Annotated in this window: 27 protein-coding genes and 1 pseudogene; 13 read left to right on the forward strand and 15 right to left on the reverse strand. The window is 72.6% G+C overall.

Annotated features, from left to right (window positions below; genetic code table 11):
- The first annotated feature begins 60 nt into the window (after positions 1-60).
- Entirely contained in the window at positions 61-1,173 is a 1,113-nt protein-coding gene (locus QP090_RS31610; protein ID WP_285943303.1) for an NAD(P)/FAD-dependent oxidoreductase, read from the forward strand.
- Between the two features lie 45 nt (positions 1,174-1,218).
- Here the strand turns inward: QP090_RS31610 and QP090_RS31615 are convergent, their stop codons facing one another.
- On the reverse strand, positions 1,219-2,121 hold the full coding sequence (locus QP090_RS31615; protein WP_285943304.1) for a LysR family transcriptional regulator: 903 nt from the start codon (positions 2,119-2,121) through the stop codon (positions 1,219-1,221).
- Between the two features lie 102 nt (positions 2,122-2,223).
- On the opposite strand from QP090_RS31615, the gene QP090_RS31620 reads away from it, so the two are divergent.
- Positions 2,224-2,598 carry a YybH family protein gene (locus QP090_RS31620; protein WP_285943305.1) on the forward strand — a complete coding sequence of 125 codons (375 nt, stop codon included), beginning with the start codon at positions 2,224-2,226 and terminating at the stop codon, positions 2,596-2,598.
- Here QP090_RS31620 and QP090_RS31625 read toward each other — a convergent pair.
- On the reverse strand, positions 2,582-4,546 hold the full coding sequence (locus QP090_RS31625) for a DUF6596 domain-containing protein (protein WP_285943306.1): 1,965 nt from the start codon (positions 4,544-4,546) through the stop codon (positions 2,582-2,584). The genes QP090_RS31620 and QP090_RS31625 overlap by 17 nt on opposite strands.
- Before the next feature lie 52 nt (positions 4,547-4,598).
- Entirely contained in the window at positions 4,599-4,922 is a 324-nt protein-coding gene (locus QP090_RS31630) for a YciI family protein (RefSeq protein WP_285943307.1), read from the reverse strand.
- A 133-nt stretch (positions 4,923-5,055) separates the two neighbouring features.
- On the opposite strand from QP090_RS31630, the gene QP090_RS31635 reads away from it, so the two are divergent.
- The gene (locus tag QP090_RS31635; protein WP_285943309.1) at positions 5,056-5,733 is read left to right on the forward strand and encodes a DUF998 domain-containing protein; all 678 of its coding nucleotides are present in this window, start codon (positions 5,056-5,058) and stop codon (positions 5,731-5,733) included.
- Positions 5,734-5,772: 39 nt separating this feature from the next.
- Here the strand turns inward: QP090_RS31635 and QP090_RS31640 are convergent, their stop codons facing one another.
- Both QP090_RS31640 and QP090_RS31645 read right to left on the reverse strand, forming a co-directional pair.
- Complete coding sequence (locus QP090_RS31640) at positions 5,773-6,204, reverse strand: hypothetical protein (RefSeq protein ID WP_285943310.1); 432 nt, start codon at positions 6,202-6,204, stop codon at positions 5,773-5,775.
- A 73-nt stretch (positions 6,205-6,277) separates the two neighbouring features.
- On the reverse strand, positions 6,278-7,660 hold the full coding sequence (locus QP090_RS31645) for an MFS transporter (protein WP_285943311.1): 1,383 nt from the start codon (positions 7,658-7,660) through the stop codon (positions 6,278-6,280).
- Between the two features lie 102 nt (positions 7,661-7,762).
- On the opposite strand from QP090_RS31645, the gene QP090_RS31650 reads away from it, so the two are divergent.
- Positions 7,763-8,806 (forward strand): Lrp/AsnC family transcriptional regulator, encoded by a 1,044-nt coding sequence (locus tag QP090_RS31650; RefSeq protein ID WP_285943313.1) that lies wholly within the window; start codon positions 7,763-7,765, stop codon positions 8,804-8,806.
- Positions 8,807-8,847: 41 nt separating this feature from the next.
- A complete protein-coding gene (locus tag QP090_RS31655; RefSeq protein ID WP_285943314.1) occupies positions 8,848-9,852 on the forward strand; it encodes a metallophosphoesterase family protein in 1,005 nt (334 codons plus the stop codon).
- 96 nt (positions 9,853-9,948) lie between these two features.
- Here QP090_RS31655 and QP090_RS31660 read toward each other — a convergent pair whose 3' ends face one another.
- Positions 9,949-11,328 (reverse strand): MFS transporter, encoded by a 1,380-nt coding sequence (locus tag QP090_RS31660; protein ID WP_285943316.1) that lies wholly within the window; start codon positions 11,326-11,328, stop codon positions 9,949-9,951.
- Between the two features lie 124 nt (positions 11,329-11,452).
- On the opposite strand from QP090_RS31660, the gene QP090_RS31665 reads away from it, so the two are divergent.
- A complete protein-coding gene (locus QP090_RS31665) occupies positions 11,453-12,361 on the forward strand; it encodes a helix-turn-helix transcriptional regulator (protein ID WP_285943318.1) in 909 nt (302 codons plus the stop codon).
- Between the two features lie 66 nt (positions 12,362-12,427).
- Here QP090_RS31665 and QP090_RS31670 read toward each other — a convergent pair.
- From QP090_RS31670 to QP090_RS31680, 3 genes and pseudogenes are all read right to left on the reverse strand, one after another.
- Positions 12,428-12,655 (reverse strand): annotated as a pseudogene (locus tag QP090_RS31670) (helix-turn-helix domain-containing protein).
- A gap of 112 nt (positions 12,656-12,767) precedes the next feature.
- Positions 12,768-12,989: a hypothetical protein gene (locus QP090_RS31675; RefSeq protein ID WP_285943319.1), complete on the reverse strand. Its 222-nt coding sequence runs from the start codon at positions 12,987-12,989 to the stop codon at positions 12,768-12,770.
- A gap of 225 nt (positions 12,990-13,214) precedes the next feature.
- Positions 13,215-13,502, reverse strand: coding sequence for an ArsR/SmtB family transcription factor (locus QP090_RS31680; protein ID WP_349666523.1), 288 nt, complete (start codon positions 13,500-13,502; stop codon positions 13,215-13,217).
- Positions 13,503-13,651: 149 nt separating this feature from the next.
- Here QP090_RS31680 and QP090_RS31685 point away from each other — a divergent pair, with 149 nt between their 5' ends.
- The gene (locus QP090_RS31685) at positions 13,652-14,737 is read left to right on the forward strand and encodes a cation diffusion facilitator family transporter (RefSeq protein WP_285943323.1); all 1,086 of its coding nucleotides are present in this window, start codon (positions 13,652-13,654) and stop codon (positions 14,735-14,737) included.
- Between the two features lie 151 nt (positions 14,738-14,888).
- Here the strand turns inward: QP090_RS31685 and QP090_RS31690 are convergent, their stop codons facing one another.
- Positions 14,889-15,713, reverse strand: a complete 825-nt coding sequence (locus QP090_RS31690; RefSeq protein WP_285943324.1) for a TrmH family RNA methyltransferase — start codon at positions 15,711-15,713, stop codon at positions 14,889-14,891.
- Between the two features lie 150 nt (positions 15,714-15,863).
- On the reverse strand, positions 15,864-16,283 hold the full coding sequence (locus tag QP090_RS31695; protein ID WP_285943325.1) for a DUF1579 family protein: 420 nt from the start codon (positions 16,281-16,283) through the stop codon (positions 15,864-15,866).
- Between the two features lie 86 nt (positions 16,284-16,369).
- On the opposite strand from QP090_RS31695, the gene QP090_RS31700 reads away from it, so the two are divergent.
- Positions 16,370-16,681, forward strand: coding sequence for an ArsR/SmtB family transcription factor (locus QP090_RS31700; RefSeq protein WP_285943327.1), 312 nt, complete (start codon positions 16,370-16,372; stop codon positions 16,679-16,681).
- Positions 16,678-17,112 carry an SRPBCC family protein gene (locus QP090_RS31705; RefSeq protein WP_285943328.1) on the forward strand — a complete coding sequence of 145 codons (435 nt, stop codon included), beginning with the start codon at positions 16,678-16,680 and terminating at the stop codon, positions 17,110-17,112. The genes QP090_RS31700 and QP090_RS31705 overlap by 4 nt, the downstream gene beginning before the upstream one ends.
- Positions 17,113-17,251: 139 nt before the next feature.
- Here the strand turns inward: QP090_RS31705 and QP090_RS31710 are convergent, their stop codons facing one another.
- A complete protein-coding gene (locus QP090_RS31710) occupies positions 17,252-18,169 on the reverse strand; it encodes an alpha/beta fold hydrolase (protein ID WP_285943329.1) in 918 nt (305 codons plus the stop codon).
- A gap of 69 nt (positions 18,170-18,238) precedes the next feature.
- Here QP090_RS31710 and QP090_RS31715 point away from each other — a divergent pair, with 69 nt between their 5' ends.
- Positions 18,239-18,823, forward strand: coding sequence for a helix-turn-helix domain-containing protein (locus QP090_RS31715; RefSeq protein WP_285943331.1), 585 nt, complete (start codon positions 18,239-18,241; stop codon positions 18,821-18,823).
- A gap of 177 nt (positions 18,824-19,000) precedes the next feature.
- Here the strand turns inward: QP090_RS31715 and QP090_RS31720 are convergent, their stop codons facing one another.
- On the reverse strand, positions 19,001-19,756 hold the full coding sequence (locus QP090_RS31720) for an SDR family oxidoreductase (protein WP_285943332.1): 756 nt from the start codon (positions 19,754-19,756) through the stop codon (positions 19,001-19,003).
- Between the two features lie 84 nt (positions 19,757-19,840).
- Between QP090_RS31720 and QP090_RS31725 the strand changes: the two genes are divergently transcribed.
- The gene (locus QP090_RS31725; RefSeq protein ID WP_285943333.1) at positions 19,841-20,314 is read left to right on the forward strand and encodes an RrF2 family transcriptional regulator; all 474 of its coding nucleotides are present in this window, start codon (positions 19,841-19,843) and stop codon (positions 20,312-20,314) included.
- Between the two features lie 5 nt (positions 20,315-20,319).
- Here the strand turns inward: QP090_RS31725 and QP090_RS31730 are convergent, their stop codons facing one another.
- Complete coding sequence (locus QP090_RS31730) at positions 20,320-20,907, reverse strand: TetR/AcrR family transcriptional regulator (RefSeq protein ID WP_285943334.1); 588 nt, start codon at positions 20,905-20,907, stop codon at positions 20,320-20,322.
- A gap of 82 nt (positions 20,908-20,989) precedes the next feature.
- On the opposite strand from QP090_RS31730, the gene QP090_RS31735 reads away from it, so the two are divergent.
- Together QP090_RS31735 and QP090_RS31740 are read left to right on the forward strand one after the other, a co-directional pair.
- On the forward strand, positions 20,990-22,345 hold the full coding sequence (locus tag QP090_RS31735; protein WP_285943335.1) for an ABC1 kinase family protein: 1,356 nt from the start codon (positions 20,990-20,992) through the stop codon (positions 22,343-22,345).
- The gene (locus QP090_RS31740; protein WP_285943336.1) at positions 22,335-23,411 is read left to right on the forward strand and encodes a cytochrome P450; all 1,077 of its coding nucleotides are present in this window, start codon (positions 22,335-22,337) and stop codon (positions 23,409-23,411) included. Before QP090_RS31735 ends, QP090_RS31740 begins: the two co-directional genes overlap by 11 nt.
- Before the next feature lie 102 nt (positions 23,412-23,513).
- Here the strand turns inward: QP090_RS31740 and QP090_RS31745 are convergent, their stop codons facing one another.
- Positions 23,514-24,017, reverse strand: a complete 504-nt coding sequence (locus QP090_RS31745) for a nuclear transport factor 2 family protein (protein WP_285943337.1) — start codon at positions 24,015-24,017, stop codon at positions 23,514-23,516.
- Positions 24,018-24,124 lie beyond the last annotated feature (107 nt).

Raw genomic sequence — 24,124 nt, forward strand, 5'->3', positions numbered from 1 at the left:
GTCACATTCCGGCGGGCCGCCCAGTCCTACTGATGACGACTCGGTGGGAAGGAGCCCAGCATGAGTGCGAAGGTTGTCATCGTGGGAGCGGGTTACGCGGGGGTGAGCGCGGCCAAGAGGCTCGCCCGGGACGACGTGGAGGTCACCGTCGTGAACCCGCGTCCCGACTTCGTCGAGCGGATCCGCCTGCACCAGCTCATGGCCGGGAACCATCCGGCGACGCGGCCGCTCGCCTCGCTGCTGCCGCGTTCGACGGCGCTGGTGCGGGACTCGGCGCGGACGATCGACGCCGATCGGAAGAAGGTGGAGCTCGGCGGCGGCGGGACCGTCGACTACGACTACCTCATCTACGCCGCCGGCAGCCGGAGCCGCCTCGACCTCGTGCCGGGAGCGTCCGAGCACGCGGTGAACGTGGGTGGTCTCCAGGACGCGATCACCGCCCGGAAGCGGCTCGACGGGCTTCCCCGCGGGTCGTCCGTCACGATCATCGGCGGCGGGCTGACCGGCGTGGAACTGGCCGCCGAACTCGCCGAACTCCGGACGCACCGCGTCCACCTGGTCACCGGCGGGGCGATCGCCGCCAGCGTGGGCGAGGGGGGCCGGCGGTACATCCGGCGCCATCTCGCCGCGCTCGGGGCCGAGGTGACCGAGGACGCCGCGGTGGCCGAGGTCCAGGCGGCCAAGGTCGTGCTGGCGGACGGCCGGGTGCTGCGCAGCGACCTCGCGGTGATGACGGCGGCGTTCGAGACGCCCGCGCTGGCCCGGGACAGCGGCCTGAGGGTCGGCTTTGGGGGCGCCCTCGCGGTCGACCGGACGCTGGTCAGCGCGAGCAGTCCCGCCATCGTCGGCGCGGGCGACGCGTCCTGGATCGGCGCGGGCCCGCTGCGCATGAGCTGCCAGGCGGCGATCCCGCTCGGCGCGCACGCCGCGCAGACCGTCCTGCACCTGATCGACGGCACCGAGCCCCGGCCGGTGCGCCCCAAGTTCACCTCGCAGTGCGTCAGCCTCGGCCGGCGCTCGGCCCTGTGGCAGCGCACGAGGCTCTCCGACGAACCGGCATCGCTGATCGTGACCGGACGGGCGGGAGCGCTCATCAAAGAACAGATCTGCCGCTCGACGCTCCGCCTCGCCCTGAACCCCAGGCTCACACGGCTGAGCTACGGCTGGACGTGACGCCCGGCCGAACGTGCGTCCATCCGGCTGCACGCGACGCCGGACTCAGCCGGGCGCGCCGGTCCGGCCCGGCCCGGCGAACGCCCGCCGGCCGTGCACGAGCAGCTCGCGCACGGCCGGACCGTGCGCGCTCCTCCAGACGAGGGCGAGCAGCGCGGGCGTCCCGACGTCGTCGATGGTGACGGCGGTGAGCCGGTCGCGGTAGTGGACGGCCATCGAATCGCTGAGCACGGCGACGGCGAGCCCGCGGGCGGCGAGGTCGGCGATGGCGTCGGGGGCGCTGGCCTGGAGCGCGATCGCGGGGTGGAGGTCCTGCGCGGCGCAGGCCCGGTCGAACACCGTGCGCAGGCCGGTGCCCGGCGGCATGCACACGATCGGATGGCCGGCCAGGTCGCGCAGGGCGACGTGCCCCCGGCCCGCCAGGGGGTGCCCGGCCGGGACCGCCGCGACGAGCCGCTCGCTGGTGATCGTCAGCGCCTCCAGCCCCTCGGGGGTGGCGCTCGCGGTCCCGATGAGGGCCAGGTCGACGGTGCCGGCGCGCACCTCCTCGACGAGCCGGTCGGAGCGGTCCTCCAGCAGCGAGATCTCCACGCCGGGATGCGCCCGGTGGAAGGCGGCGAGGGCGTCGAACAGCGGCGTGAGGGTGCAGCCCATGACCATGCCGACGGTCAGCCCGCCCCGGATCAGGCCGGTCACCTCGCCGACCGCCTGGCCGACGGCCTTGGCGGCGGCGAGCGCGTCGCGGGCGTGTTCGAGCGCGGCCTTCCCCGCGACGGTGAGGGTGGCGGCGCGCGCCGACCGGTCGAACAGCTCGGCGCCGAGCTCCCGTTCTAGCCGGCGGATCTGGGCGCTGACGCCGGACTGGCTGATGTGCACCCGTTCGGCCGCCCGGGTGAAGTTCCGCTCCTCGGCCACCGCGACGAAGTACTCGAGCTGCCTCAGTTCCATGACTGCTGATTCTAGCTTCGATCAGATCCATCTGTTGGACTTCTGACGGGTGACTGGGCACGCTGGACGAGCGAGCACGAAGCCCGACCTCAGGAGGAACCAATGCCGGAATACGAGAAGGCCATGCGGCCCGAGGACATCACGCGCTTGTTCGTCGAGCGCTCCAACGCCGGCGACGCCGCCGGGGTCGCCGCGCTCTACGAGCGGGACGCGGTGATGGCCTTCCCGCCGGGGGAGCGGACGGTCGGCCGGGACGCCATCCGCGCCCTGTGGGAGAAGGTGCTGGCCGGCCGTCCCCACTTCGAGCCGGAGCAGCCGCTGCCGACGCTGGTCAGCGACGGCATCGCCCTCACCTCCACCCCGCCCAAGGACGGCTCCGGCGCCCGCGCGCAGGTCGTCCGGCGCCAGCCCGACGGGAGCTGGCTGCGCCTGCTCGACCAGCCCGAGTTCGTCTCGCCGGTCAGGGACGGGGCCTGAGCCGCCGCAGTGTGAAGCCGTCGCCCGCCGGGTCCAGCGACCTGGTGGCCTGCTTGAACAGGTGCTCGGCCCGCGGGTAGGACAGCCGGCGGCGGCCCGTCTCCGGGCACAGGTCGGCGGGCTGCGGCGCGCGGGCGGGGGAGGGCCGCCGGTCGGAGAGGAACAGCGGCCCGCGGGCCCGTCCGGCCACGAGCCGGGGGAGCAGCCGGGCGGTCTGCGAACGCCAGCTCACCCAGGCGTCGCCCGAACGGGCCCGGCGGTCGTCCAGGTCCAGGTCCTCGACGTTCAGCGCCAGGACGGCCGTCACCCCGGCGCCCGACTCGTGCAGAAGCCGCCACAGGACCAGTTCCCGCAGCGGCAGGCCGGGACGGCTCCAGAGCGCCTCCAGCTCGGCCGGGCCGATCGGCTCCGTCCGGGGACGGGTCTCCGCGCGCCGGTCGAGTCCCGCATCGAGACCGTCCAGGGACGCCCAGGCGCCGAACGACCGGACGGCCGACCGGTGCCGGTTCCACGTCTTGGCGGCGGCCCCGCCCCAGGACGTGGCGAACACCCGCGCCACATCGTCGGCGGTCAGGGACTCCAGCGGCATCCGATCACCCAAGGCCAGGCGCAGGCGCCGGAGCGTCTGCCCGTACGAGCGGACCGTCTCGGCGGTCAGGCCGTCGCGTCCGAGGAAGTCCTGAGCGGCGTCCCCGAGCATGGTCCCAGGCGCGCCGTCCACCTCGATCTCGTCCGCGCGGCGCAGCAGGAAGGCGCGCTCGGTGACGTTCCCGGTAAGGGACGCGGCGCGCGCGAACTCCAGCCGCGCCTCCTCGTTCCGGCCGAGCCGGGCCAGGAGATCGCCCCGGACGCCGGGAAGGAGGTGGTAATCGCGCAGCGACGGATCGGCGGCCAGGGAGTCGACCAGGGCGAGCCCCGCCTCCGGGCCACGCGCCCTCCCGAGCGCTACGGCCCAGTTGAGCCGCACGACCGAGGTCGGCAGCAGCCGCGCGAGCGCCTCGTACAGGCCCGCGATCCGCGCCCAGTCGGTGTCGTCGGCGGTCCGCGCCTGCGCGTGGCAGACCGCGATCGCCGCCTGGAGCACGTACGGGCCGGGCGGGCCTCCGATCTCGCGGGCCCGCAGCATCGCGGTGAAGCCGCGGCGGATGAGCAGCCGGTCCCAGCGGCCCCGGTTCTGCTCGTCCAGCCGGACGATCCCGCCCGCCGGCCCGATCCGCGCGGCCGAGCGGGACGCCTGGATCTCCATCAGCGCGACCAGCCCGTGCACCTCGGCCTCGTCCGGCGCCAGCTCGGCCAGCAGCCGGCCCAGCCGCAGCGCCTCCAGGCAGAGCTCCGGCCGCATCAGATCGTCCCCGGACGTCGCCGAGTAGCCCTCATTGAAGATCAGGTAGATGACCTCCAGCACCGAGGACAGCCGTTCGGCCAGCTCGGACCGCTCCGGCAGGTCGAACGAGACGCGCTCCTCGGCCAGTGTCCGCTTCGCCGCGGCGATGCGCTGGGCGATCTCCCCCTCCCTGCCGAGGAAGGCCCGCGCGATCTCCGCGGCCGTGAGGCCGCCGAGCAGCCGCAGCGTCAGCGCGACCCGCGCCTCGGTCGGCAGCACCGGATGGCACGAGATGAACATCAGCCGCAGGACGTCGTCCTGCTCGGGCTCCGGCCGCCGCTCCAGCTCGTGGGCGAGCTGCTCGTGCTTGCGCTCCAGCCGCTGCGAGCGGCGGATGTGGTCGACGGCCCGGCGCTTGGCGACGGCCATCAGCCAGGCGCCGGGATTGTCCGGGACGCCGGCCGCGGGCCACTGCTCCAGCGCGGCGACGAGCGCGTCCTGGGCCAGTTCCTCGGCGAGGCCGACGTCGCGCACCATCCGGGTCAGCCCGGCGATGATCTTGGCCGACTCCAGCTTCCAGACCGCGTCGACCGTGCGGTGCGCGCCGGTCATCGCGCCGGTCATCGCGCGGTCCCCGTCCCGGCCGGGGCCCCGGCCGGGACGGCGATGCCGGTGATCAAGGGCCGAAGACCTGCTGGAGGATGCTCTCCCCGTCGCCGGTGATCTTGCGGAACCGGCGGGCCAGCTCGATCGCCTCCTCCCGTGACCGGACCTCGACCAGCGCGAAGCCGGCCACCGCCTCCTTGGCCTCGGCGAAGGGGCCGTCCGTCACGCTGATCTCGCCCCCGGAGGACGTCACCCGGACGCCGCCCGGCTCGAGGCCGCCGGTGGCCAGCAGCACGCCCGCGGAGGCCAGCTCCTCGGTGAACCTGCTCATCTCCGTGAACAGGCTCTCGTCCGGGACGGAGTCGGATGCCTTGGTCATCATCAGGTAGCGCACGGGCCGTTCTCCTTCTGATCGGTTGCTCTGCCACCACGTCGAACGACGTTATCCGACAGGGAAGGGTGGCGTTCCCTGTCATATGCTCGGATCGACGTGTGGGCAGAACCAGTCGGACCCGAGAGGACAGACCATGACCGCCACCGTCCAGACCCCCGCCCACGCCGCCGTCGCCCCGTCCACCCGCGCCCCGTCCACCCGCGCCCTGCTCACCTGCGCGATCGCCTCGGCGCCGCTGTGGGGGGCCGTCTCCCTGGCCCAGGCCGCCACCCGCGAGGGCTTCGACCTGACCCGCCACCCGCTGAGCACGCTGAGCAACGGCTCCCTCGGCTGGCTCCAGATCACCAACTTCATGGTCGCCGGCGCCCTGACCATCGCCGGGGCGACCGGGCTGCGCCGGGCCCTGTCCGGCACCCCGGGAGGCACCTGGGCGCCGCGGCTGATCCGGGTCAACGGGCTCGGCATGATCGCCGCGGGCGCCTTCGTGATGGACCCGGCCGACGGCTTCCCGACCGGCACCCCCGCGGGGATGCCCGAGGCCCTCACCTGGCACAGCTACGGTCACATGGCCGCCGGGACGATCGCCTTCACCGCCCTGATCGCCGCCTGCTACGTGCTGGGCCGCCACTTCAGCCGCGCCGGGAACCGCGGCCACGCCATCGCGTCCCGCGTGGCCGGCACCGCCCTGCTCATCGGGAACGGCTGGTCGATGACCGGCGGCAAGGGCGGCTCCCTGACCCTGGCCGTCGGCGCCCTCACCGCGATGCTCTGGATCTCCGTGGTCGCCGCCCGCCACCGCCGCGACGCCTGAACGCCCGGCCCCGCCCAGGGGCCGGGCCCACCCGGATCGTCAGCCGGACCGCTTCAGGCTGTCGATCACGCCTCCGTAGGACGGGCCGTCCCAGGTGACAACGAGCGCCGACCCGTCCGGCTTGAGCTTCAGGGTGCCGCGCTTGCGGTCGGCGTTCTCGGTGGCGCACTTCAGGGTGAGGACCGGCTTCGGGGTGCCGGCCCCGGTGATGGTGCCGGGGCAGGCGAGCCGACCGGTCGTCCGCACGGTGTTCCCCGTGATGGTGAGCTCGGCGATCGGGCTCTTGTTGATCGGCTTCCAGGTCCCCGCGAGCCCCTTCGAGCCCGCCGGCTCCGCCACCTGCTGCGATTCTTGAGCGGTCGCGGCCAGGGACGGCGTCTCACCGCCGCCCTTCTCGTCACCGTCACCGCCACAGCCGGACAGCAGGACGGCGGCCAGCCCGAGGGCCGTGACGCTCAGTGTCGTGCGCATGCGTGGGCCACACCCTTCTCGATCTTTGCGAAGCGGGCCCTATCTCAGCACACATCCCCATGACCAGTGCAAATCATCGGGAGCCGGTGAGGTCCCGGCTGACCGCGTCCGTTGCCTCACCCGCCACCGGACGCGGAACGAGGACGCGGGCGAGCGCGGCTCCGGCAAGCCCGATCCCCGCGGCCGCGATCAGGACCCGGTTCAGCCCGCCGGACGCGGTGCCGCCCTGCTGGAACAGCACGCCGAACACCGCGACGCCGAGCGTCTGCCCCAACTGGCGGAACGTGGTCATGGCCCCGGCGGCCATGCCGCCCCGCTCCGGCGGCAGCGCCGCGAAGACCGCGGCTCCCATCGCCGGTCCCATCAGCCCCACCCCGACACCGGCGACCGCCAGCCCCGCCGCGATGGATCCGGCGGACGACCCCGCGTCCAGTCCGGCCTGGAGCGCGCAGCCGATCCCGCTCAGCAGCAGCCCGGTGCCGAGGACCGCGCGCGGCGACCGGCCGTGCAGCCTGCGTCCGCTGAGCAGCGAGGTGGCGAAGGACGCCAGGGCCAGAGGCAGGAGCGCCAGCCCGGCGCGCACCGGGCCCAGCCCGAGCCCCGACTGGAGCCACACCGACGTGTAGACGAGCGCCGCGAAGGCGGCGGTGGAGGCGACCACGCACATCATCACCGCTGAGAAAGAGGCCCGCGAGAACAGCCGCACATCGAGCAGCGGCGCGGAGGCGCGCAGCTCGATGCGGGCGAAGGCGGCGAGCGCGAGCGCGGCGAGCACCAGCAGACCGATCACCGGGAGCGAAGGCCGGCCGTCCTCACCGGCCAAGGTCAGGGCGTAGGTGAGCGAGGCCGCGCACAGCGCGAACGCGACCACGCCCGGCAGATCGACACGGGCCGGAGCCGGCCGGCGCTCCGCCGCCGGAATCCGGAAGGACACCGCGATGGTGGCGACGACGAGCGGAAGGTTGACGAAGAAGACCGCCCGCCAGCCCAGGTACTGGGTGAGCACGCCGCCGAGCACCGGCCCGGCAGCGGCGGCGAGCCCCGTCACCGCACCGAACACCCCCATCGCCCGGCCCATGTCGGGCCCCCGGTAGACCGCGCCGAGCAGGGCGAACGAGGTCACGGCCAGAGCCGCACCCCCGATTCCCTGCACCCCGCGGACGGCGATCAACACGCCCGCGTTCGGCGCCAGGCCGCAGCCGAGCGAGGCGGCGCCGAACACCGCCAGCCCGGCGATGTACACCGTCCGCGCGCCGAACCGGTCGGTCAGCGACCCCATCGGGAGCATCAGCACGGCCAGGACGAGCGTGTAGACGTTCGCGACCCACTGGAGCGAGGACAACGGCGCGGACAGCTCGGCTCCGATGCCGGGCAGGGCGACGGACAGCACGGTGGTGTCGAGCAGGAACATGAAGGTGCCGAGACAGACGGCCGCCAAGGGCCACCACTTGCGCATGGGACTTCCTCCTAGATCGGTCGCCCCATACGTTCGGAGTCACCGGCCTATCACCGCCAGCAGTGCCCGTCCTCGCGGCGGAAACTGGCACACTCTCGGCTCATGAAGACCGATGCCGTCCCCCTCAACGAGATCGACCAAGGCCTGGTGCACGCCCTGCAGATCGACGGGCGCGCCTCGCACCGCCTCATCGGACGGGCCCTCGGCGTCTCCGAGAACACCGTCGCCCGCCGCTACCGCCGCCTGCGCACCGCCGGAATCCTGCGGGTCGTCGGCACGCTCAACGGCGCCCGGCTCGGCTACAACGCCTGGACCATCCGGGTGCAGTGCACACCGGACGCGGCGGACGCCATCGCCAGGGCGCTCGCCGCCCGCACCGACACGTCGTACGTCCACCTCCTCTCCGGCGGAACCGAGATCTCCTGTAGCACCCAGACCCCCACCAGCGACGAGAGCGACGCCCTGCTCCTGCACAAGCTGCCCCGGACCACCCGCGTCACCGCCGTCTCCGCCCACCTCCTGCTCGGCCACTACGCGCTGCCCAACAACTGGGCGGGACCGGCGCGCCTCACCCCCGAGCAGGTCGCCCTGCTCGCCCCGCCGCCCGCCGACGGCTCCGACGTCTCCCTCAGCCCGGCGGACCGCCCCCTCTTCGACCTGCTGTCCCGGGACGGCCGGACGAGCCACACCGAGCTCGCCGCCGCGACCGGATGGTCGGAGTCCACCGTGCGGCGCCGCCTGAGCTCCCTGCGCCGGGCCGGGGCGCTCACCTTCCTGGTCGACGTCCCGCCCGCCGCGCTCGGCTACCGCACCGAAGCGCGCCTCTGGATGTCGGTGCGCCCGTCACAGCTCACCGCGGTGGCGGCGGCGATGGCCGATCACCCCGAGGTCTCCCTGGTGGCGCTGACCACCGGACCCACCAACCTGCTCGCCGCCGTCAACTGCCGTGACCCGCTCGACCTCTCCCGCTATCTGACCGAGCGGATCGCGTCCCTGGACGCGATCCGCAGCATCGAGACGGCTCCGGTCATCCGCACCGTCAAACGCGCCGGTGCCCTGCTCCCCCTGCATCCCCACCATCTCCAGGCCGCCGCCCCCCTGATGCGCACCACGATCACCGGCGAACCACGGGAGCAACGCACATAATCCTTTGCCCGCCGAACCGACGGCTCCCTAGGATCGCGCGCATGAGGCGCACGATCATCATCGGCGACATCCACGGCTGCTTCGACGAGCTGCTCGAACTGCTCGAGGACGTCGACATCCGACCGGACGACCTGCTGGTCAGCGTCGGTGACCTGGTCGACCGCGGCCCAGCGCCCGGTGACGTGGTCGGGCTCTTCCGCGAGCGCCCGAACTCGGTCGTGGTCATGGGCAACCATGAGCGGAAGCACGTACGCGGGATCTTCTCCTACGCACAGGAGATCACGCGCCTGCAGCTTGGCGACCACTACGCCGAAACGGTCGACTGGATGCGGACGCTGCCGTACTACTTCGAGGACGAGCACGTCCGTGTCGTCCACGCCGCGATGCTGTCCGGAATTCCGCTGTCCGACCAGAAGGAGGAAATCCTCTGTGGCTCGACGAGAGGGGAACGGGAGCTCACGGCGCTGTTCCCGGACGGCTACTGGCACGACCACTACACCGATGCCAAGCCGGTGGTGTTCGGCCATCACGTGACCGGCCGGGAACCGATGATCCGCGACGGCAGGATCTTCGGCCTCGACACCGGTGCCTGCCATGGCTGGAACCTGACCGCAGTGTGCCTCCCGGGATTCACGGTCCACTCGGTCCAGGCACGCGCCGACCACTGGTCGACCACCAAGCGCCAGTGGCAGTTGCCCGTCCTGAAGACCAGGACATGGCCTGACTCCACCTGGGGCGAGTTGGCTCAGGCGACAGAGCGGTTCTCCTCGGCACATGACGCCGCCGTGCTGAAGTGGCTGGAGGCACTCCGAGAATGGGCCGCCGATCTCCAGTCGGCCTTCCCCGCCCTGGCCGCCGCAGCGCATCGAGTAGCCGACGAGCTCACCACGGACGAACTGCGCCGGCATCCCGCAGCGAGGACTCTCTTCCAAGCCCGTAACGGCCGCCTCGACCAGATCAGCCTGGCCAAGCAGTGCTCAACACCCCGCAGAACCATCGACCTGGCGGCCGCCTTGGGGCTGGTACTGGACGAGCCGCCCGGCTGAACCGTCGGGGCGACGGATACAGACCAGCTCGGCGCCACCGGTGTCGCGTCTCGTCCGTGCCGTCCTGGCGCCGAGCCCGTCGTACGGGCTGCGTCATCAACCGCGCGGGAGCTTGAGGGCCGCGGCCGTGGTGACTACCAGCATCACGGCCGCGACGCACAAGGCGACCCGCAGACCCACCATGAACTCACCCCGGTCCGCGACCAAGGCTCCGACGACGGCCACGGCGAGCGCGCCGCCCGTCTGCCGGAAGGAGTTCAGGATCCCGGCGGCCGTGCCGGCCCGGTCCGCGGCGATGTCGTTCAGCAGGACGGCGGTCAGGGAGGGCACGGCGAGACCCAGGCCGAGGCCGGCCGGGACGAGCATCGCCGCGATCACCGGCCTGCCGGTCCCCTCGTCCATCCAGAGCAGGCCGAACATCGCCAGCGCGAAGATCGCTTGTCCCGCGGCGATCGGCATCCGCGGCCCGAAGCGTGCCGCAGCCCTGGCCGAGACCAGATTGGCTCCGGCGATCACGGCCATCATCGGCAGGAACATCACCCCCGCGGCCATGACGGACAGGTGTAGAACGTCCTGCAAGAACAGGCTCAGCACGAACACCAGCCCGTAGAACGCGGCATTGACGCCGAAGCCGATCACGACTGAAACCGTCACCGTGCGCGAACGGAAGAGGCCGAGCGGGACCATCGGCGCGGCGGTACGCGCCTCGATCATGACGAACGCGACCGCCGCCACCGCGGCGAGCCCCAGACAGCCCGGCACCAGGGGCTCGCCGAAGCCGTACTCCCCTCCGCCGATCACCCCGAAGGTGAGGGCCGCGAGCGCGACGATCGCCGTGAGCTGGCCGTACGGATCGAGTGGCGCGGCCCGGCGCGGCGAACGCTCCACGCGGGTCAGCACCGCGAGGACGGCGAGGCCGACGGGCAGGTTGACGACGAAGATCGCCCGCCAGCTCAGGGTGCTGGACAGCACCCCGCCGGCCACCGGGCCGGCGGCGACCGCGACGGCTCCGGCCACGGTCCACAGCGCGATGGCCCGGGCCCGTTCGGCCGCGTCCGGGAAGGCCTGCCGGACGAGGGCCAGCGAGGAGGGCAGCATGATCGCCGCCGCGCTCCCCTGGAGCAGGCGGGCGGCGATCAGCTCGTCCAGCCCCGGCGCCAGTCCGCAGGCCGCCGAGGCGACCGTGAAGACCGCGACGCCGGCGCCGAACGCGCGGCTCGCCCCGATGCGGTCGGAGAGCGTGCCCGCGGAGATCAGGAGTGCGGCGAACATCAGCGTGTAGGCGTCCACGATCCATTGCAGTCCCGCCGTGCCGCCACCGAGCGCCCGCCCGATCCCGGGCAGCGCCACGGTCACCGCCATGGCATCGAGGTTGAGCAGGAAGATGCCCATGAACGTGGTCGCCAGGATCAGCTTCGGTGCGGCCGTGCGTTGCCGGGCGTCCTGTGACGCGCGGGCAGGTGCGGGGGTGGTCATCCGTCCAGCCTGGTGAGGCTCGCGGGGGCGGGGCAGACCGCGATCTTCCGGGGTGCGCCACCAGGGGTGTGACAGGGCCAGGCTCCGGGCCGGACCCGTGACCACACGCTGGCAGAATGACGAAGTGACCGAGTTCGGGAAGTTTCTGTTGGCTCGCCGTGGCGGCCTCCGCCCGGCGGACGTCGGGCTGCCCGCCGGAACCGGCACGCGCCGTACGCCGGGCCTGCGCCGGGAGGAGGTGGCGGCGCTGGCCGGTGTGAGCATCGACTACTACGTACGGCTGGAACGCGGCAAGGAGACCCGTCCGAGCCCCTCCGTGGTCGAGGCGCTGGCCGACGCACTCCGCCTCGACGGGGAGGAACGCGGCTTCCTGCGCGAGTTGGCGGCGCGGGCGGCGCAGCGTGCGCCCGGTCCCCGTCCCGTGCCGTCACGGCGGGTCCGTCCGACCGTCAGGCGGCTTCTGGAGACGCTCCGGCCCAACCCGGCCTACGTCGTGAGCCGCACCAACGACCTGCTGGCGGCCAATCCCGCCGGGCTGCGGCTGCTCCACGGCATCGCCGACTGGCCTGAGCGGCAGCGGAACACCATCCGGTACGTCTTCCTGCACCCGGCGGCCCGCGAGCTGTGGACGAACTGGGAGCAGAAGGCGGAGGGCTGCGTCGCCCAGTTGCGGGCGATCGCTGGCACCGATCCGGACGCCCCGGAGCTCGCTTCGCTCGTGGGCGAGCTGATCGTCAAGAGCCCCGACTTCAGCCGGCTCTGGGAGCGGTACGAGGTGCGCACGATCGGCGACGGCGAGAAGACCCTCCGGCACCCGGAGGTCGGCACGATGACGCTCTCGCACGAGGGACTGTCCCTGAACCGCGCGCAAGGCCAGCGCCTCATCGTCTACATGGCGCCGCCCGGCAGCCCGGACCACGACGCGATGATGCTCCTCGACCTCGCCGCCTCCGGTTCGTCCGGCGGTTCCGGTGAGACGGCGCCCGTTCCCCCCTCCCGGGGATGCCGTCAAGGATCGACGCGGCAGGGGTGAAGCAGGCGTGGTGCTGCTCAGCGGTGGCGGCGGGCAGGGGCGCGTTCGGTCGGGGGGACGATGCGTTCAGTCGTCGTCGCTCAGGCCCAGGAGGTCGCCGGGCCGGCACTCCAGGGCCTCGCAGACGGCGGTGAGGGTGGAGAAGCGGATGGCCTTGGCCCGGCCGTTCTTGAGGATCGACAGGTTCACCACCGTCACGCCGACCCGTTAGGCCAGCTCGGTGAGCGTCATGTCGCGCTCGGCCAGCAGGCGGGCCAGATGGACCTGGACGCGGTGGGCGTCCTCTGGTGGCATCAGACCAGCCCCTCGGTGTCCTCACGCAGCCGGGTGCCGAGCCAGAACGCCTCGGCCAGAGCCACGACGAGGAAGAAGGCCACCACGGGCAGGAGTGAGATCTCCAATGAGGTCAGGACCCGGCCCTCAGGGGCGTCCCGGTGACGAGCAGGGTGCCGGTGATGGCTTCCGGCCAGTTGCCGAGCACGCCGCCCAAGAGGACCAGTAAGGCGATCCCGTAGAGGCGGCGCAGGTTGCCGGGCGCGAACGGATCACCCTTGCGCAGCGTGCGGGTGAGCAGGAACAGCCACGAAGGCGATGCCGAGCAGGCCCTCCAGTGCCGCGCCGTCCGCACGGCTCCAGCGGCTGAGGTGGGTGATCGATGGAGGCAGTCGCTCGTCGATATACGATATGCCGTCGAGTTCCTCCAGGACGGCGTCGCCCGGCCGCCGTCAGAGTTTCTGGAGCACCGGGCCCGCCCTGAGGCTCACCGCCCGTTCGCGGAGCCACCGGAGTAGCTGAGCGAGCAGGGCGAGGTCGTCGCCGTGGAGGACCTGGCGTGCGGACATGGCCCGCCCGGTCAGTCGTGGGGCGGGAGGTCGCCGAGCCGGTGGTCGGCGGACCGGAGAGCCTCGTCGACCAGGCGCTTGACGTGCCCGTGCGGCAGTGCGTAGATCACCCGGCGGCCCTCCTTGCGGGTGGTGACCAGCCCGGCCAGCCGGAGCCGGGCCAGGTGCTGGCTGACCGACGGACGGGCCACCGCGCACGCCTCGGTCAGGGTGCCCACGTCGGCCTCGCCCTCGGCGAGGCGCTCCAGCAGGATCAGCCGGGTGCGGTCGGCCAGCAGCCCCAGCACCTGCGCGGCCACCGCGTGGCGATCGCCTCCGTCTCGCTGTTGCGGGTCCTGCGCACCTGATAGGTGCATGCGTGCACTCATATGCACATAATGGACGGGTGGGCGGACGGTGTCCAGCCGGTCCGCCGCGCCGACCTCCGATCCGGGAAGCGTGAGCCGACGTGAGCGACCAGAGCACATCCCGCGAGCCGCACCACCACGACCGCCGGCCCGGCGGCCACCGTCACGACGGCCACGAGCACGGTCCGGGACGGTGGTCGCGCTTCGGGCACCAGGTGGCGCACCTGGCCAGGCCGCACGGCCACGAGGCCGCCGACAAGGTCGACCCGGCGATGGAGACCTCCGCCGAAGGCATGCGCACCTTGTGGATCTCGCTCGGTGTGCTGGCGGTCACCGCCGTCCTCCAGGCCGGCGTGGTGGTGCTGTCCGGTTCGGTGGCACTGCTGGGCGACACCGTCCACAACGCGGCCGACGCGCTGACCGCGCTTCCGCTCGGCGTCGCGTTCGTCCTCGGACGGCGGGCGGCGACCCGCCGGTTCACCTACGGCTTCGGCCGCGCGGAGGACCTGGCCGGCATCGTCATCGTGCTCACCATCGCCGCCTCCTCCGCACTGGCGGCCTGGACGGCGGTCGACCGGCTGCTGAATCCCCGGACGATCGGCTACCTGCCCGCGGTCGCCGCCGCGGCGGTGATCGGGTTCATCGGCAACGAGTGGGTGGCCCGCTACCGCATCGCCACCGGCAGGCGGATCGGATCGGCGGCCCTGGTCGCGGACGGGCTGCACGCCCGCACCGACGGCTTCACCTCCCTGGCCGTCCTGCTCGGCGCGGGCGGGGCCGCGCTCGGCTGGCCGCTGGCCGACCCGATCGTCGGCCTGCTGATCACCATCGCGATCCTGGCCGTCCTCAAGGACGCGGTCCGCGAGGTCTTCCGGCGCCTGATGGACGCCGTCGATCCCGCCCTGATCGACCGCGCCGAGCACGTCTTGCGCGCGGTCGACGGGGTCGTCGAGGTCGGCGAGCTGCGGATGCGCTGGATCGGCCACCGGCTGCGAGCCGAGATCGCCATCGTCGTGGCCGGCGACCTCAGCGTCCGCGACGCGCACCGGATCGCCGTCGAGGCCGAGCACGCCCTCCTGCACGCCGTTCCCCGGCTGGCCGCCGCCCTGGTCCACGCCGATCCGGCCACCCGTCACGGCGACACCGACCCGCACGCTCCGCTGGCCCGTCACCGCGCCCCCGCCTGAGGGTCCGCGTCCGCAGCGACCCAGCGGTCAGGACGACGAGGCCGTCAAGGGCGATCGGGCCGCGGCGGGGGACCGTGTCAGTACCGGGAGCCGACGGGAACCGGCAGGGCGTCCGGTTCCCACCGGGAAGGCAACGGTAGGCCACAGGGGGCTAAGGCCGGCGGCCGCGTTGGCGGGCGGCCTCGTACAGCGTGATCGTGGCGGCGCTGGCGGCGTTGAGTGAGCTGGCCGCGCCGCCGATCGGGATCCGCGCCATCGTGTCGCAGCCCTGCCGCCAGCCCGCGCTCAGCCCGGCGGTCTCGTTGCCGATCACCAGCAGCACGGGCCCCGTCAGGTCCACCTCGGCGATGTCGGCAGTGCCGTTCTCGTCGGTGCCGACCACGGTGAGCGGACGTCCGGCCGCCCGCTCCCGCTGCGCCCAGTCCAGCACCTCGCGGTGGGAGCGGACGCGGACGACCGGGACCGCCAGCAGCGACCCGGTGGAGGCGCGCACCGCCTTGGGATCGTAGGGGTCGGCGGCGTGCCCGGTGACGATCAGCCCGGCGCCGCCGAACGCGTCCAGCGAACGCACCATCGTGCCGATGTTGCCGGGCCCGGCCGGCCGGTCGAACACCACTCCCAGGAACGACGGCCCCACCGCGATCCGCGACAGGTCATCGTCCGGCAGCGCCACCACCGCCACCAGCTCGGGAACCTCCTGCTCCTTGCCGCTCAGCTCCCGCAGCAGCTCGGGCGCCATCGCCACCCGCTCGGCCCCGGCCCGCTCCAGCATCTCGGCCGCCCACCGCGACAGCGGCCGCTCGGCATCGTAGATCAGCACCCGCACCGGCCAGCCGCGCTCCACCGCCAGGCTGATCGGCCGAACCCCCTGGACCAGGAACTCTCCCGCCCGCTGCCGCTTGTTCCGGTTCCGCAGCAGTGCCTCCCACTGCTGGAACCGCGCGTTGGGCCGCGAAACCCGCAGCACATCCCCCACCAGACGCTCCAGTCCTCGCGTTCCCGCCAGCGAACACGCCAGTCTCCCATATAACGATCTAGGGCAGAGTCTCGAACCGCTCCGCGCCGGGCCCCACCAGCAACGACACCCGGCCCGGGGGTATCGGGCGGTCGCTGGTGCGGTGATCGCTCACGGGATCCGGGTGAAGGTCATGTCCATCCAGCCAGTCCAGTCCGAACCGTTCTCGGTGCGTTCCCATCTGGCCGCCATGGTGGAGTCGGTGACGGTGAGCGTCGCGCGCTCGGTTGCGCCCGTGAACGTCCAAACGTCGTCGTCCACGGTGGCGTGCATGGTGCCGAACGCGCCCCGACTGTCGAACGAGCGCATGGGCCACGTCCCGGTCGCCGGGTCGTAGGGGCCGATCATCTCGATGACCTCGAGCTCTTCATCGCCCACGCGCACTTCGGCGCGGTGGATCAGAAAGGCTCCGCCGGCCATCCACGCGTAGCTGTCGGTTCCGGCGATCTCGACGGCCGGGCCGGACACCGTCCGGCCCGCCGTGCGCCAGCGGCCCACGAGGGGTTCCAGTCGCGCGTTCTCGGGTGTCATGGTCCACTTCTCTCTGCCAACTTGTGTAAGATGTTGCTTAAATACTTACATGTTGCCTTCGGTCAGGCAACCGAGGAGGCTCAGCGGTGGACGAGGTGTTGCGGGCGGTCGCCGACCCGACCCGCCGCGCGATCCTGATGCTGGTCCGCGACGGGGAGGTGCCGGCGGGCGAGATCGCCGCGCACTGCCCCGGCATCAGCCGCCCGGCCGTCTCCCAGCACCTGCGGATCCTGGTCACGGCCGGCCTCCTGGACGTCCGGCGCGCGGGCAACCGCCGCCTCTACCGGCTGAAGACGGCGGGCCTCGTCGAGGCGGCGGCGTTCTTCGACACGTTGTGGTCCGGTCCGCTCGCGCGCCTGAAGCGCGCGGCCGAACAGGAAGAGGGGGGACCATCGTGAACGCGACGATCGAGCGGACGGTGTGGATCCAGGCGCCGCCCGAGACGGTCTGGCGGTTCTTCACCGACCCCGCGCGGCTGGCGCACTGGTGGGGACAAGCCGAGGCCGACGCCCGGCCCGGCGGCGCCCTGAGGGTGTCAATGCCGGACGGGCCGCGCCCGGTGATGCGCGGGGAGTTCGTGGAGCTCCTCCCGCACGAGCGGATCGTCTTCACCTTCGGCTGGGAGCCGATGCCGGAAGCGCCTGCCATCCCGCCCGGAGCGTCACGGGTGGAGGTGACCCTAACGCCCGCGGACGGCGGGACGAGTCTCACGCTCCGTCACAGCGGCCTCCCGCTCCCGCTCGAAGGTGAGACCGGTGACGGGTGGACGGGCCTGCTGCGGCGGCTGAGGGAACGGGCGGGGCCGGTCGGGCCACAGCCGCCCGCGTGACGGCCGCGCCCATCCCGCACTCGGCCGGCTCGGCCGGCTCGGCCGACCGGCGCGGCGCCGGGTCCTTCCGCCACCGCTCGTGCTCTGACGCAAGCCCGCAGGAGGCGGCGTCCCGACGCCGGGGACACCACCTCCCTGATCAGCCGCCGAGACCGCCCAGGAGATCCTTGACCGCTTGGACGACGGCGTCGGGACGGCGGAAGATGACGGAGGCGTGCCCGGCATCGCCGACAACGCGGTTCTCGCCGTGCGGAACCGATGCGGCCAGCGCGGTGTAGAGCCGCGTCTTGGCTTCGGCCTCCTGGAGGAGGAGCGACCTGGGAATGCCCTGGGTCACCGCCTCCTTGAAGGGGTCGATGGCCGTGGCGGTGAGCGCGATCAGCGGGATGTCGGGCATCGGTCCCGCAGTGCGCACCTCGTCGTGGAGCCGGTCGCGGTTGGCCGCCTCCTGACCGCCGATCCTCAGCCATTCCGGGCTGACGTGACGTTCGATCAGCGGCGCGCGGATCTCCTCCGGCCAGTCGGCCATCTCCCGCGCGAACAGGTCGCGGTAGAACTGGACGATCTCGTCCGGCAGCTCGTCGGGCAACGCCTCGCCGGGGTCCCATGCCTGGTACAGCTCGTTCAGTTCCCGGGGCATGCAGGAGTCGTAGTCCTCGTGCTCGGTCTCCACCAGGACCAGACCCGCCACCTCGCCGGGGAAACGCTGCGCGTAGTGGCGTGCGTAAAGGCCGCCGAGTGAGTGACCGACCAGCAGGTAGGGGGCGGGCACGCCGGCGACCCGCAGTGCCTCGCGCAGTTCGTCGGTGACCTGGGCGCAGGTGCGCGGCAGCTCGACCCGGTCGCTCCACCCCGTCCCGCCCCGGTCGTAGATCACGCTCGTGGTGAGCTCGGCGACTCGCCGGTGGACGATATAGCCGTCCATGCCGGACGAGCCGGCCCCGGGGAGGAACACCACCGCCGGGCTCCCGCTGCCCGATCGGTGGAGCAGCAGCCTCCGGCCCCCGACCTCGTGGTGCCGTCCCACCGGCGGGATCGCCCCGGTCATTTGATGCATCCCTGACTCCTTGTCCGCCGATCGCATTCCCAACTTTGGAAACAGTACCAAATATGGAAACGTAAGGGCATGGACACCCTTGAACTGCTCCTGCACCCGGTGCGGCTGCGCATCGTGCACGCCTTGTCCGGCGGAGGCACCCGCACGACCTCCGACCTGTGCGCCTGCCTGCCCGACGTCCCCAAGACCACCGTGTACCGGCACGTCGGCCTGCTGGCCGAGGCGGAAGTGCTGGAAGTCGCCGGCGAGCAGCGCGTGCACGGCGCCGTCGAACGCCACTACCGGCTGCGCCGCGAGCAGGCGGTGATCGACGCCGACACGGCCGCGTCCATGTCCCTGGACGACCACCGCCAGGGCTTCACCGCCGCCATGGCCGCCCTGCACGCCGAGTTCAACGGCTACCTCGACCGGGACGGAGCCGACCCCACCGCCGACTCGGTGAGCTACCGGCAGGGCACCTTCTGGCTCAGCCCCGACGAGCTCGCCGAGATGATCGAGGCGCTCCGCGGCGTGTTCGCCGCCCGGAGGGGCAACCGGCCCGCGCCTGGCCGCACCCCCCATCTGCTGAGCCTGATCCTGTTCCCGACGAATGAACCGGGAGCCGGTGCGGATGGACCGGAGGGGGCGGCCATGCCGGGGGCGGACGGTCGTTGACGATGCTCTCCACACCAGGCTGGAGGCCAGAACCGCTCAGGAGTTCGCGCACAGGCCGCGATGTCCGTTCGAGGAGGATCATGGAAGACCAGACGCAGCAGGAGCAGGCCGGCCCCGGATGCGGGCGCGCATTGATCTGCGCGAAGGGACGGGCCGAGCGGTGAGGCCCGCGGTCCGCTAGGACGTCTGGTCCGCGAGCCAGGTGTCGAAGGTGGTCGGCATGATGCGGGCGCCGTCGCCGGGCAGCATCACGTTGCCGGCCATCACCGGGCTGAACATCGCCGTCCACGTCGGCACGAGCTTCACGGCACGGCCGCGCGCCTCGTTGGTGCGCCGGGCCATGTCCACCAGGTCCTGCCGTTCGGGCCCGGCGACGTCGGCGTAATGCCCCCGCGGCTCGCCCACCGCGACCTCGGCGAGGACGGCCGCCACGTCCGCCGGCGCGACCGGCTGCACGAGCAGCGGCGGGATCGTGGCGACGCCGTCCTGCTCGGTCCAGCCCGCCACCATCGCCGCGAAGTCGTGGAACTGGGTGGCCGGGACGATCGTCCACGGCACCGGTCCCTCGGCCACGAGGCGCTCCTGCTCCCGCTTGCCGGCGTGGTGCGCGTTGCCGTCGACGTGAGCGATCCCGGCGATCCCGACGATCGACAGCAGCACATGGTGGCGGACCCCGGCCCGCTCCTCGGCGGCGAGCAGGTTCCGGGTGGCGGTGCCCAGGTACGCCACCGTCCCGGCCACGTCGGACGCCGCCGCGTTGGTCGCGTCGATCACCGCCTCGACGCCCGACAGGGCGCCGTCGAGCCCGTCGCCGGTCGACAGGTCCACGCCGAGCGAACGGCTGATGCGCACGACGTCGTGCCCGTCCCGTTCGAGGGCGGTGACGGTGAGGGCCCCGATGTTCCCGGTCGCGCCGGCGACGGCAAGTCTCATGACGATCTCTCCTCGTATCACGGTGTCGTACGGACAGTATCAAGGACTAAAAAGGTCCGCAATGTCTGCGATAGGCTGTGTGCCGTGAAGCTGCCTGTGAGCACCGAATGGGTCCTGCACTGCACCACGACGCTGGCACAGCTCGACCCGGGGACCACCGCCTCGGCGGCGCAGCTCGCCCAGTACTTCGACCTCCCGGCGGCCTACCTCGCCAAGCAGTTGCAGGCGCTCACCAGAGCCGGCCTGCTGGCCGCGACCACGGGCCCACGGGGAGGCTTCCGGCTCGCGCGGCCCACCTCCGAGATCACGCTCCTGGAGATCGTCGAGGCCGTCGCCGGCGCGTCCCCGCCGTACGAATGCCGCGAGATCCGCCAGCAAGGACGCGGGGCGCTGCCCCCCGAAGACTGCCAACGCACTTGCGTCCTCGCCGAGAAGATGGCCGACGCGCACGAGGCGTGGCGGAGCAGCCTCGCCGGGGTCACCCTCGCCGACGTCCTCGCCACGCTGCCCGCGTCGGTGCCGTCCCGCACCCGACGGCGCCTGGCGGCGACGACGTAGCCCGTTCAGTCGCGTTCGAGCTGGGCGTGCATCATCTCGACCCAGGTCTCGACCAACGCGTCGTCGGAGACGCCGATCGGGTCGGAGTCGAGCAGGACGGGGAGCAGCCGGGAGGAGAGCAGTGCGCCGAGGCCCACGGCGGCGACGGCGGTCGCCTTCTCCTCGGCGAGCCCCGCGCCGTCGCGCAGCCAGCCCGCGAAGCCGGTGTAGGTCGCGCCGATGAGCTGCTGGACCGCGCCCCCGACCAGTTCCGGACGGGCACGGGCCTCGGAGGCGATGATCCGCAGCAGCTCGGTCTCGTTGTCCAGCTCGGCCAGGGCATAGCGGGCGGTCAGGGTCAGCTCGGTCCGCAGGTCGCCGACCCCGGCGAAGACGCGGCGGAGGTCGCGCAGGGCGGCGACCCGTCCGAGGTGCCGTTCGATCCCGGCCGCCAGCACCGCCTCCTTGCTGCGGAAGTGGTGGTAGATGCCGCCCGCCCCCGGGGTCAGCCCGGCCGCCTTCTCGATCTGAACCACGCTGGTTCCCTTGTAGCCGTTGCGGCCGAACAGCTCCATCGCCGCGTCGACGATGCGGTCACGGGTTGACGTCGTCATGCTCCTAAGTAAACACTGAGGAAACCAAAGAAGCTACTTCCGGGGGTCTGGGATGGCTGAGCATGACATCAGGAGCGGGCGCGTGGCCCGGACGGCGCCGCTGGTCGGCCTGGCGGGCCGCACGGCGGGGGAGGCGGTCGTGGCCTCGCTGCGCAAGCGGGTGCGCGGCGCCGACACCGCGGAGTTCCATGCGCGGGCGGCCGAACGGTACGCCGAGCGGCTGGGGCGCTCCAAGGGGGTGCTGATGAAGGCCGGCCAGATCATGTCCTTCGTCGGCTTCACGGTGGAGGGCGAGAACCAGTCGATCTACCAGCGGGCCCTGGCCCGCCTCCAGGACGACGCCCCGCCGATGCCGCCGGAGATGGCGGCTGCCATGGTGGAGGCCGAACTGGGGGCGCCGCCGCAGGAGGTGTTCGCCGAGTTCGAGCCCGAGCCGATCGCCGCCGCCTCGATCGGCCAGGTGCACCGCGCCACCACCCGCGACGGCCGCCGGGTCGCGGTCAAGGTCCAGTACCCGGGCGTCGAGGAGGCGATCCGGGCCGACCTCGCCAACACCGAGCTGATCGCCACCTTCTTCCAGATGGGCCGGGGCCTGCTGCCGGGGATGACCCGGATGGACGTCCGGGCGGTGGCCAAGGAGGTCTCCGAACGGATCGGCGAGGAGATCGACTACCGGGCCGAGGCCCGCAACCAGCGCGAGTTCGCCGGCCACTACCGGGGCCACCCGTTCATCCGCATCCCCGAGATCGTCCCGGAGCTGTCCGGGCGGCGGGTGCTGACCATGGACCTGGTCGACGGGATGCGCCACCGCGAGGCGCTCGGCGCCGGCCAGGAGCTCAAGGACCGCTGGGGCGAGGCGGTGTTCCGCTTCTACATCGGCGGGATCCGCCGGCTCGGCCTGTTCCACGCCGACCCGCACCCCGGCAACTTCCTCTTCCACGACGACGGGACGGTGACCTTCCTGGACTTCGGCTGCGTCAAGCGCTTCCAGCCGGAGCAGGTCCGCTTCATGACGGCCGTCGCCGAGGCGACGGTCACGGGCGATGCCGAGACCCTGCTGCGCCTTCATTACGACGAGGGCGTCCTGGACCGCGACGACCCGCCGCCCGCCGATCAGGTCCTCGGCTGGTGGACCTCGACCCTTTACGCCTGGACCCGGCCGCAGCCGTTCACTTACACCCCCGAAACCGACGCGGTCGCCACCCGGGGCGAGTTCGGCCTCACCGGCCCGTACGGCGAGTTCATCAGGAAGTGGCGGATGGACCCGGCGATGACGACGCTGACCCGGATCCAGCTCGGCATGTCGGCCGTCCTGAGCCAGTTCCGCGCCACCGCCGACTGGGAGCGGATCCGGCAGGAGTGGGACTGGGACGGGCCGCCCGCGACGCCGATGGGCGAGCTCGACAAGGAGTTCTGGGGAGGCGTCCGTGTGCGCTGAACCCGTCCGCTGGGACGAGCCGTCGGCCACCTGGCTGGTGTCCGGGCACGAGGAGGCCGCGGCGGTGCTGCGCGGCGTCGGCTGGAGCAGCAGTCCCGCGCTCAGGCCGGACGCCCCCGCCGAGCTCCGCGAGATGCCGCCCGGCAACCTGCTGTTCTCCGACCCGCCCGACCACACCCGGATGCGCAGGCTGCTCAGCCCCGCCTTCACCCCGCGGGCGGTCGAGTCGCTCCGTCCCCGGATCGTGGAGATCGTCGAGGCCGTGCTGACCGGGCTGGACGACGAGACCGACCTGCTGCGGGAGGTCGCCCACCTGATCCCCGTCGCCGTCATCGCCGAGCTGCTGGACGTGGGCGAGGACGGCGCCGAGCTGCTGCTGGAGCTCACCCCGCCGCTGGTCCGCCTGCTGGAGCCGGACGCCGACGGCGACGCGATCGTGGCCGGCACGGCCGCCACGACGGACCTGGCCATGTTCCTCGCGCCGCTGATCGCCGAACGGCGCAAGCGGCCCGGCGCCGACTTCATCAGCGCGATGCTGGCGGTGCCGGACGGACTGACGGAGGCCGAGGTCGCCGCCACCTGCGTCCTGCTGCTGACCGCGGGACACGAGACCACCGCCGGCCTCATCGCCGGCTCCGTCCTCGCCCTGCTCGGCGATCCCGGCCAGATCCCGCTCCTGCTGGCAGACCCGGCCCGCGCGGTCGAGGAGCTGCTCCGGGTCGAAGGCCCCATCAAGCGCGTCGTCCGCGTCGCCGTGACCGGGCATGAGCTGTCCGGCCGGCGGATCGAGGCGGGCCAGACCGTGCAGGTCCTCCTCCAGGACGTCAACCGGGCGCAGGGCCCGCTGGACCTGTCCCGGGACCCGCTGCCCCACCTGGCCTTCGGCAGCGGGATCCACTACTGCCTCGGCCAGGCGCTGGCGCGCATGGAGGCCGTCGAGACGCTCCCGCGCCTCTTCACCGACTTCCCCGGAATGAGCCTGACGGGCCACCGCCGGCGCGACTCCCTCACCTTCCACGCCCTCGACGAGCTCCACGTGGCGGGACTGCACCGAAAGCCGACCTGATTCGACCACCGACACGGTCGTGCGCACTCGCCCTCTGACCTGGTGCGCTACGCGTCCGCCGCGCCGCCGCCAACACAGGCCGTTGACGGCGGCCGGCGGCTTCTACCCGCCGAGGACGTCGGCGGGGTCGCCGGTGTACCAGGCGGTCTCGATGTGGACGCGGTGCATGACCCAGTGCGCTCCGTCCCGTGCGAGGTCGAGGGTGTAGCGGTTGGTGAGCAGGGCGTGCCGGTCGTGGTCGGCCCTGAGCAGGTACTTGGCCTGCACCATCGCGGTGAACCGGGCGGTGTCGCCGTCCACCTGGACGCGGGGGTTGGTGACCACGTGGGTGGTGTCGACGCGGTCGATGATCAGGCCCAGGAGCAGGTTCACGATCGTGTCGCGGCCGATCATCAGTGGGCTGTACGCCCCCCATTTGGCCGCCGCCGAGCGGGAATCCAGCTCCGCATCGGCCGCGAGCGCCGAGGCGAGCAACTGCCTGTCCTGGAGGTCCAGTCCCTGAGCGAACCGGTACAGCGCGTCGACGACCTCTTCTCGGTCTTTCAGCTCGCAGGCGATGGCCGCCGCGTCTCGGGCGGGCAATGCCTGGTCCCTGGTCAGATGCATCGTCCTCCTACGGGTTCGTCGTGACGGGCCGGTCGGCGAGGCGCCCGATGCCGGTCTGGACGGAATCGGGCCCTCGCGGGGGTCTCGGCCGAGCTTGCGCCGAGACC

The sequence above is a fragment of the Actinomadura xylanilytica genome, assembly GCF_030283145.1.
In the GTDB taxonomy this organism is placed as follows: Bacteria; Actinomycetota; Actinomycetes; order Streptosporangiales; family Streptosporangiaceae; genus Spirillospora; species Spirillospora xylanilytica.

What these genes read in the sequence shown, in the direction of transcription:
- QP090_RS31640 (WP_285943310.1), bottom strand. Translation starts at nt 6,204, where the DNA reads ATGCGCACGACACTGAGCGTCACGGCCCTCGGGCTGGCCGCCGTCCTG.
- QP090_RS31610 (WP_285943303.1), top strand. Translation starts at nt 61, where the DNA reads ATGAGTGCGAAGGTTGTCATCGTGGGAGCGGGTTACGCGGGGGTGAGC.
- QP090_RS31660 (WP_285943316.1), bottom strand. Translation starts at nt 11,328, where the DNA reads ATGACCACCCCCGCACCTGCCCGCGCGTCACAGGACGCCCGGCAACGC.
- QP090_RS31650 (WP_285943313.1), top strand. Translation starts at nt 7,763, where the DNA reads ATGAAGACCGATGCCGTCCCCCTCAACGAGATCGACCAAGGCCTGGTG.
- QP090_RS31625 (WP_285943306.1), bottom strand. Translation starts at nt 4,546, where the DNA reads ATGACCGGCGCGATGACCGGCGCGCACCGCACGGTCGACGCGGTCTGG.
- QP090_RS31655 (WP_285943314.1), top strand. Translation starts at nt 8,848, where the DNA reads ATGAGGCGCACGATCATCATCGGCGACATCCACGGCTGCTTCGACGAG.
- QP090_RS31745 (WP_285943337.1), bottom strand. Translation starts at nt 24,017, where the DNA reads ATGCATCTGACCAGGGACCAGGCATTGCCCGCCCGAGACGCGGCGGCC.
- QP090_RS31620 (WP_285943305.1), top strand. Translation starts at nt 2,224, where the DNA reads ATGCCGGAATACGAGAAGGCCATGCGGCCCGAGGACATCACGCGCTTG.
- QP090_RS31715 (WP_285943331.1), top strand. Translation starts at nt 18,239, where the DNA reads ATGGACACCCTTGAACTGCTCCTGCACCCGGTGCGGCTGCGCATCGTG.
- QP090_RS31730 (WP_285943334.1), bottom strand. Translation starts at nt 20,907, where the DNA reads ATGACGACGTCAACCCGTGACCGCATCGTCGACGCGGCGATGGAGCTG.
- QP090_RS31695 (WP_285943325.1), bottom strand. Translation starts at nt 16,283, where the DNA reads ATGACACCCGAGAACGCGCGACTGGAACCCCTCGTGGGCCGCTGGCGC.
- QP090_RS31720 (WP_285943332.1), bottom strand. Translation starts at nt 19,756, where the DNA reads ATGAGACTTGCCGTCGCCGGCGCGACCGGGAACATCGGGGCCCTCACC.
- QP090_RS31615 (WP_285943304.1), bottom strand. Translation starts at nt 2,121, where the DNA reads ATGGAACTGAGGCAGCTCGAGTACTTCGTCGCGGTGGCCGAGGAGCGG.
- QP090_RS31635 (WP_285943309.1), top strand. Translation starts at nt 5,056, where the DNA reads ATGACCGCCACCGTCCAGACCCCCGCCCACGCCGCCGTCGCCCCGTCC.
- QP090_RS31645 (WP_285943311.1), bottom strand. Translation starts at nt 7,660, where the DNA reads ATGCGCAAGTGGTGGCCCTTGGCGGCCGTCTGTCTCGGCACCTTCATG.
- QP090_RS31710 (WP_285943329.1), bottom strand. Translation starts at nt 18,169, where the DNA reads ATGCATCAAATGACCGGGGCGATCCCGCCGGTGGGACGGCACCACGAG.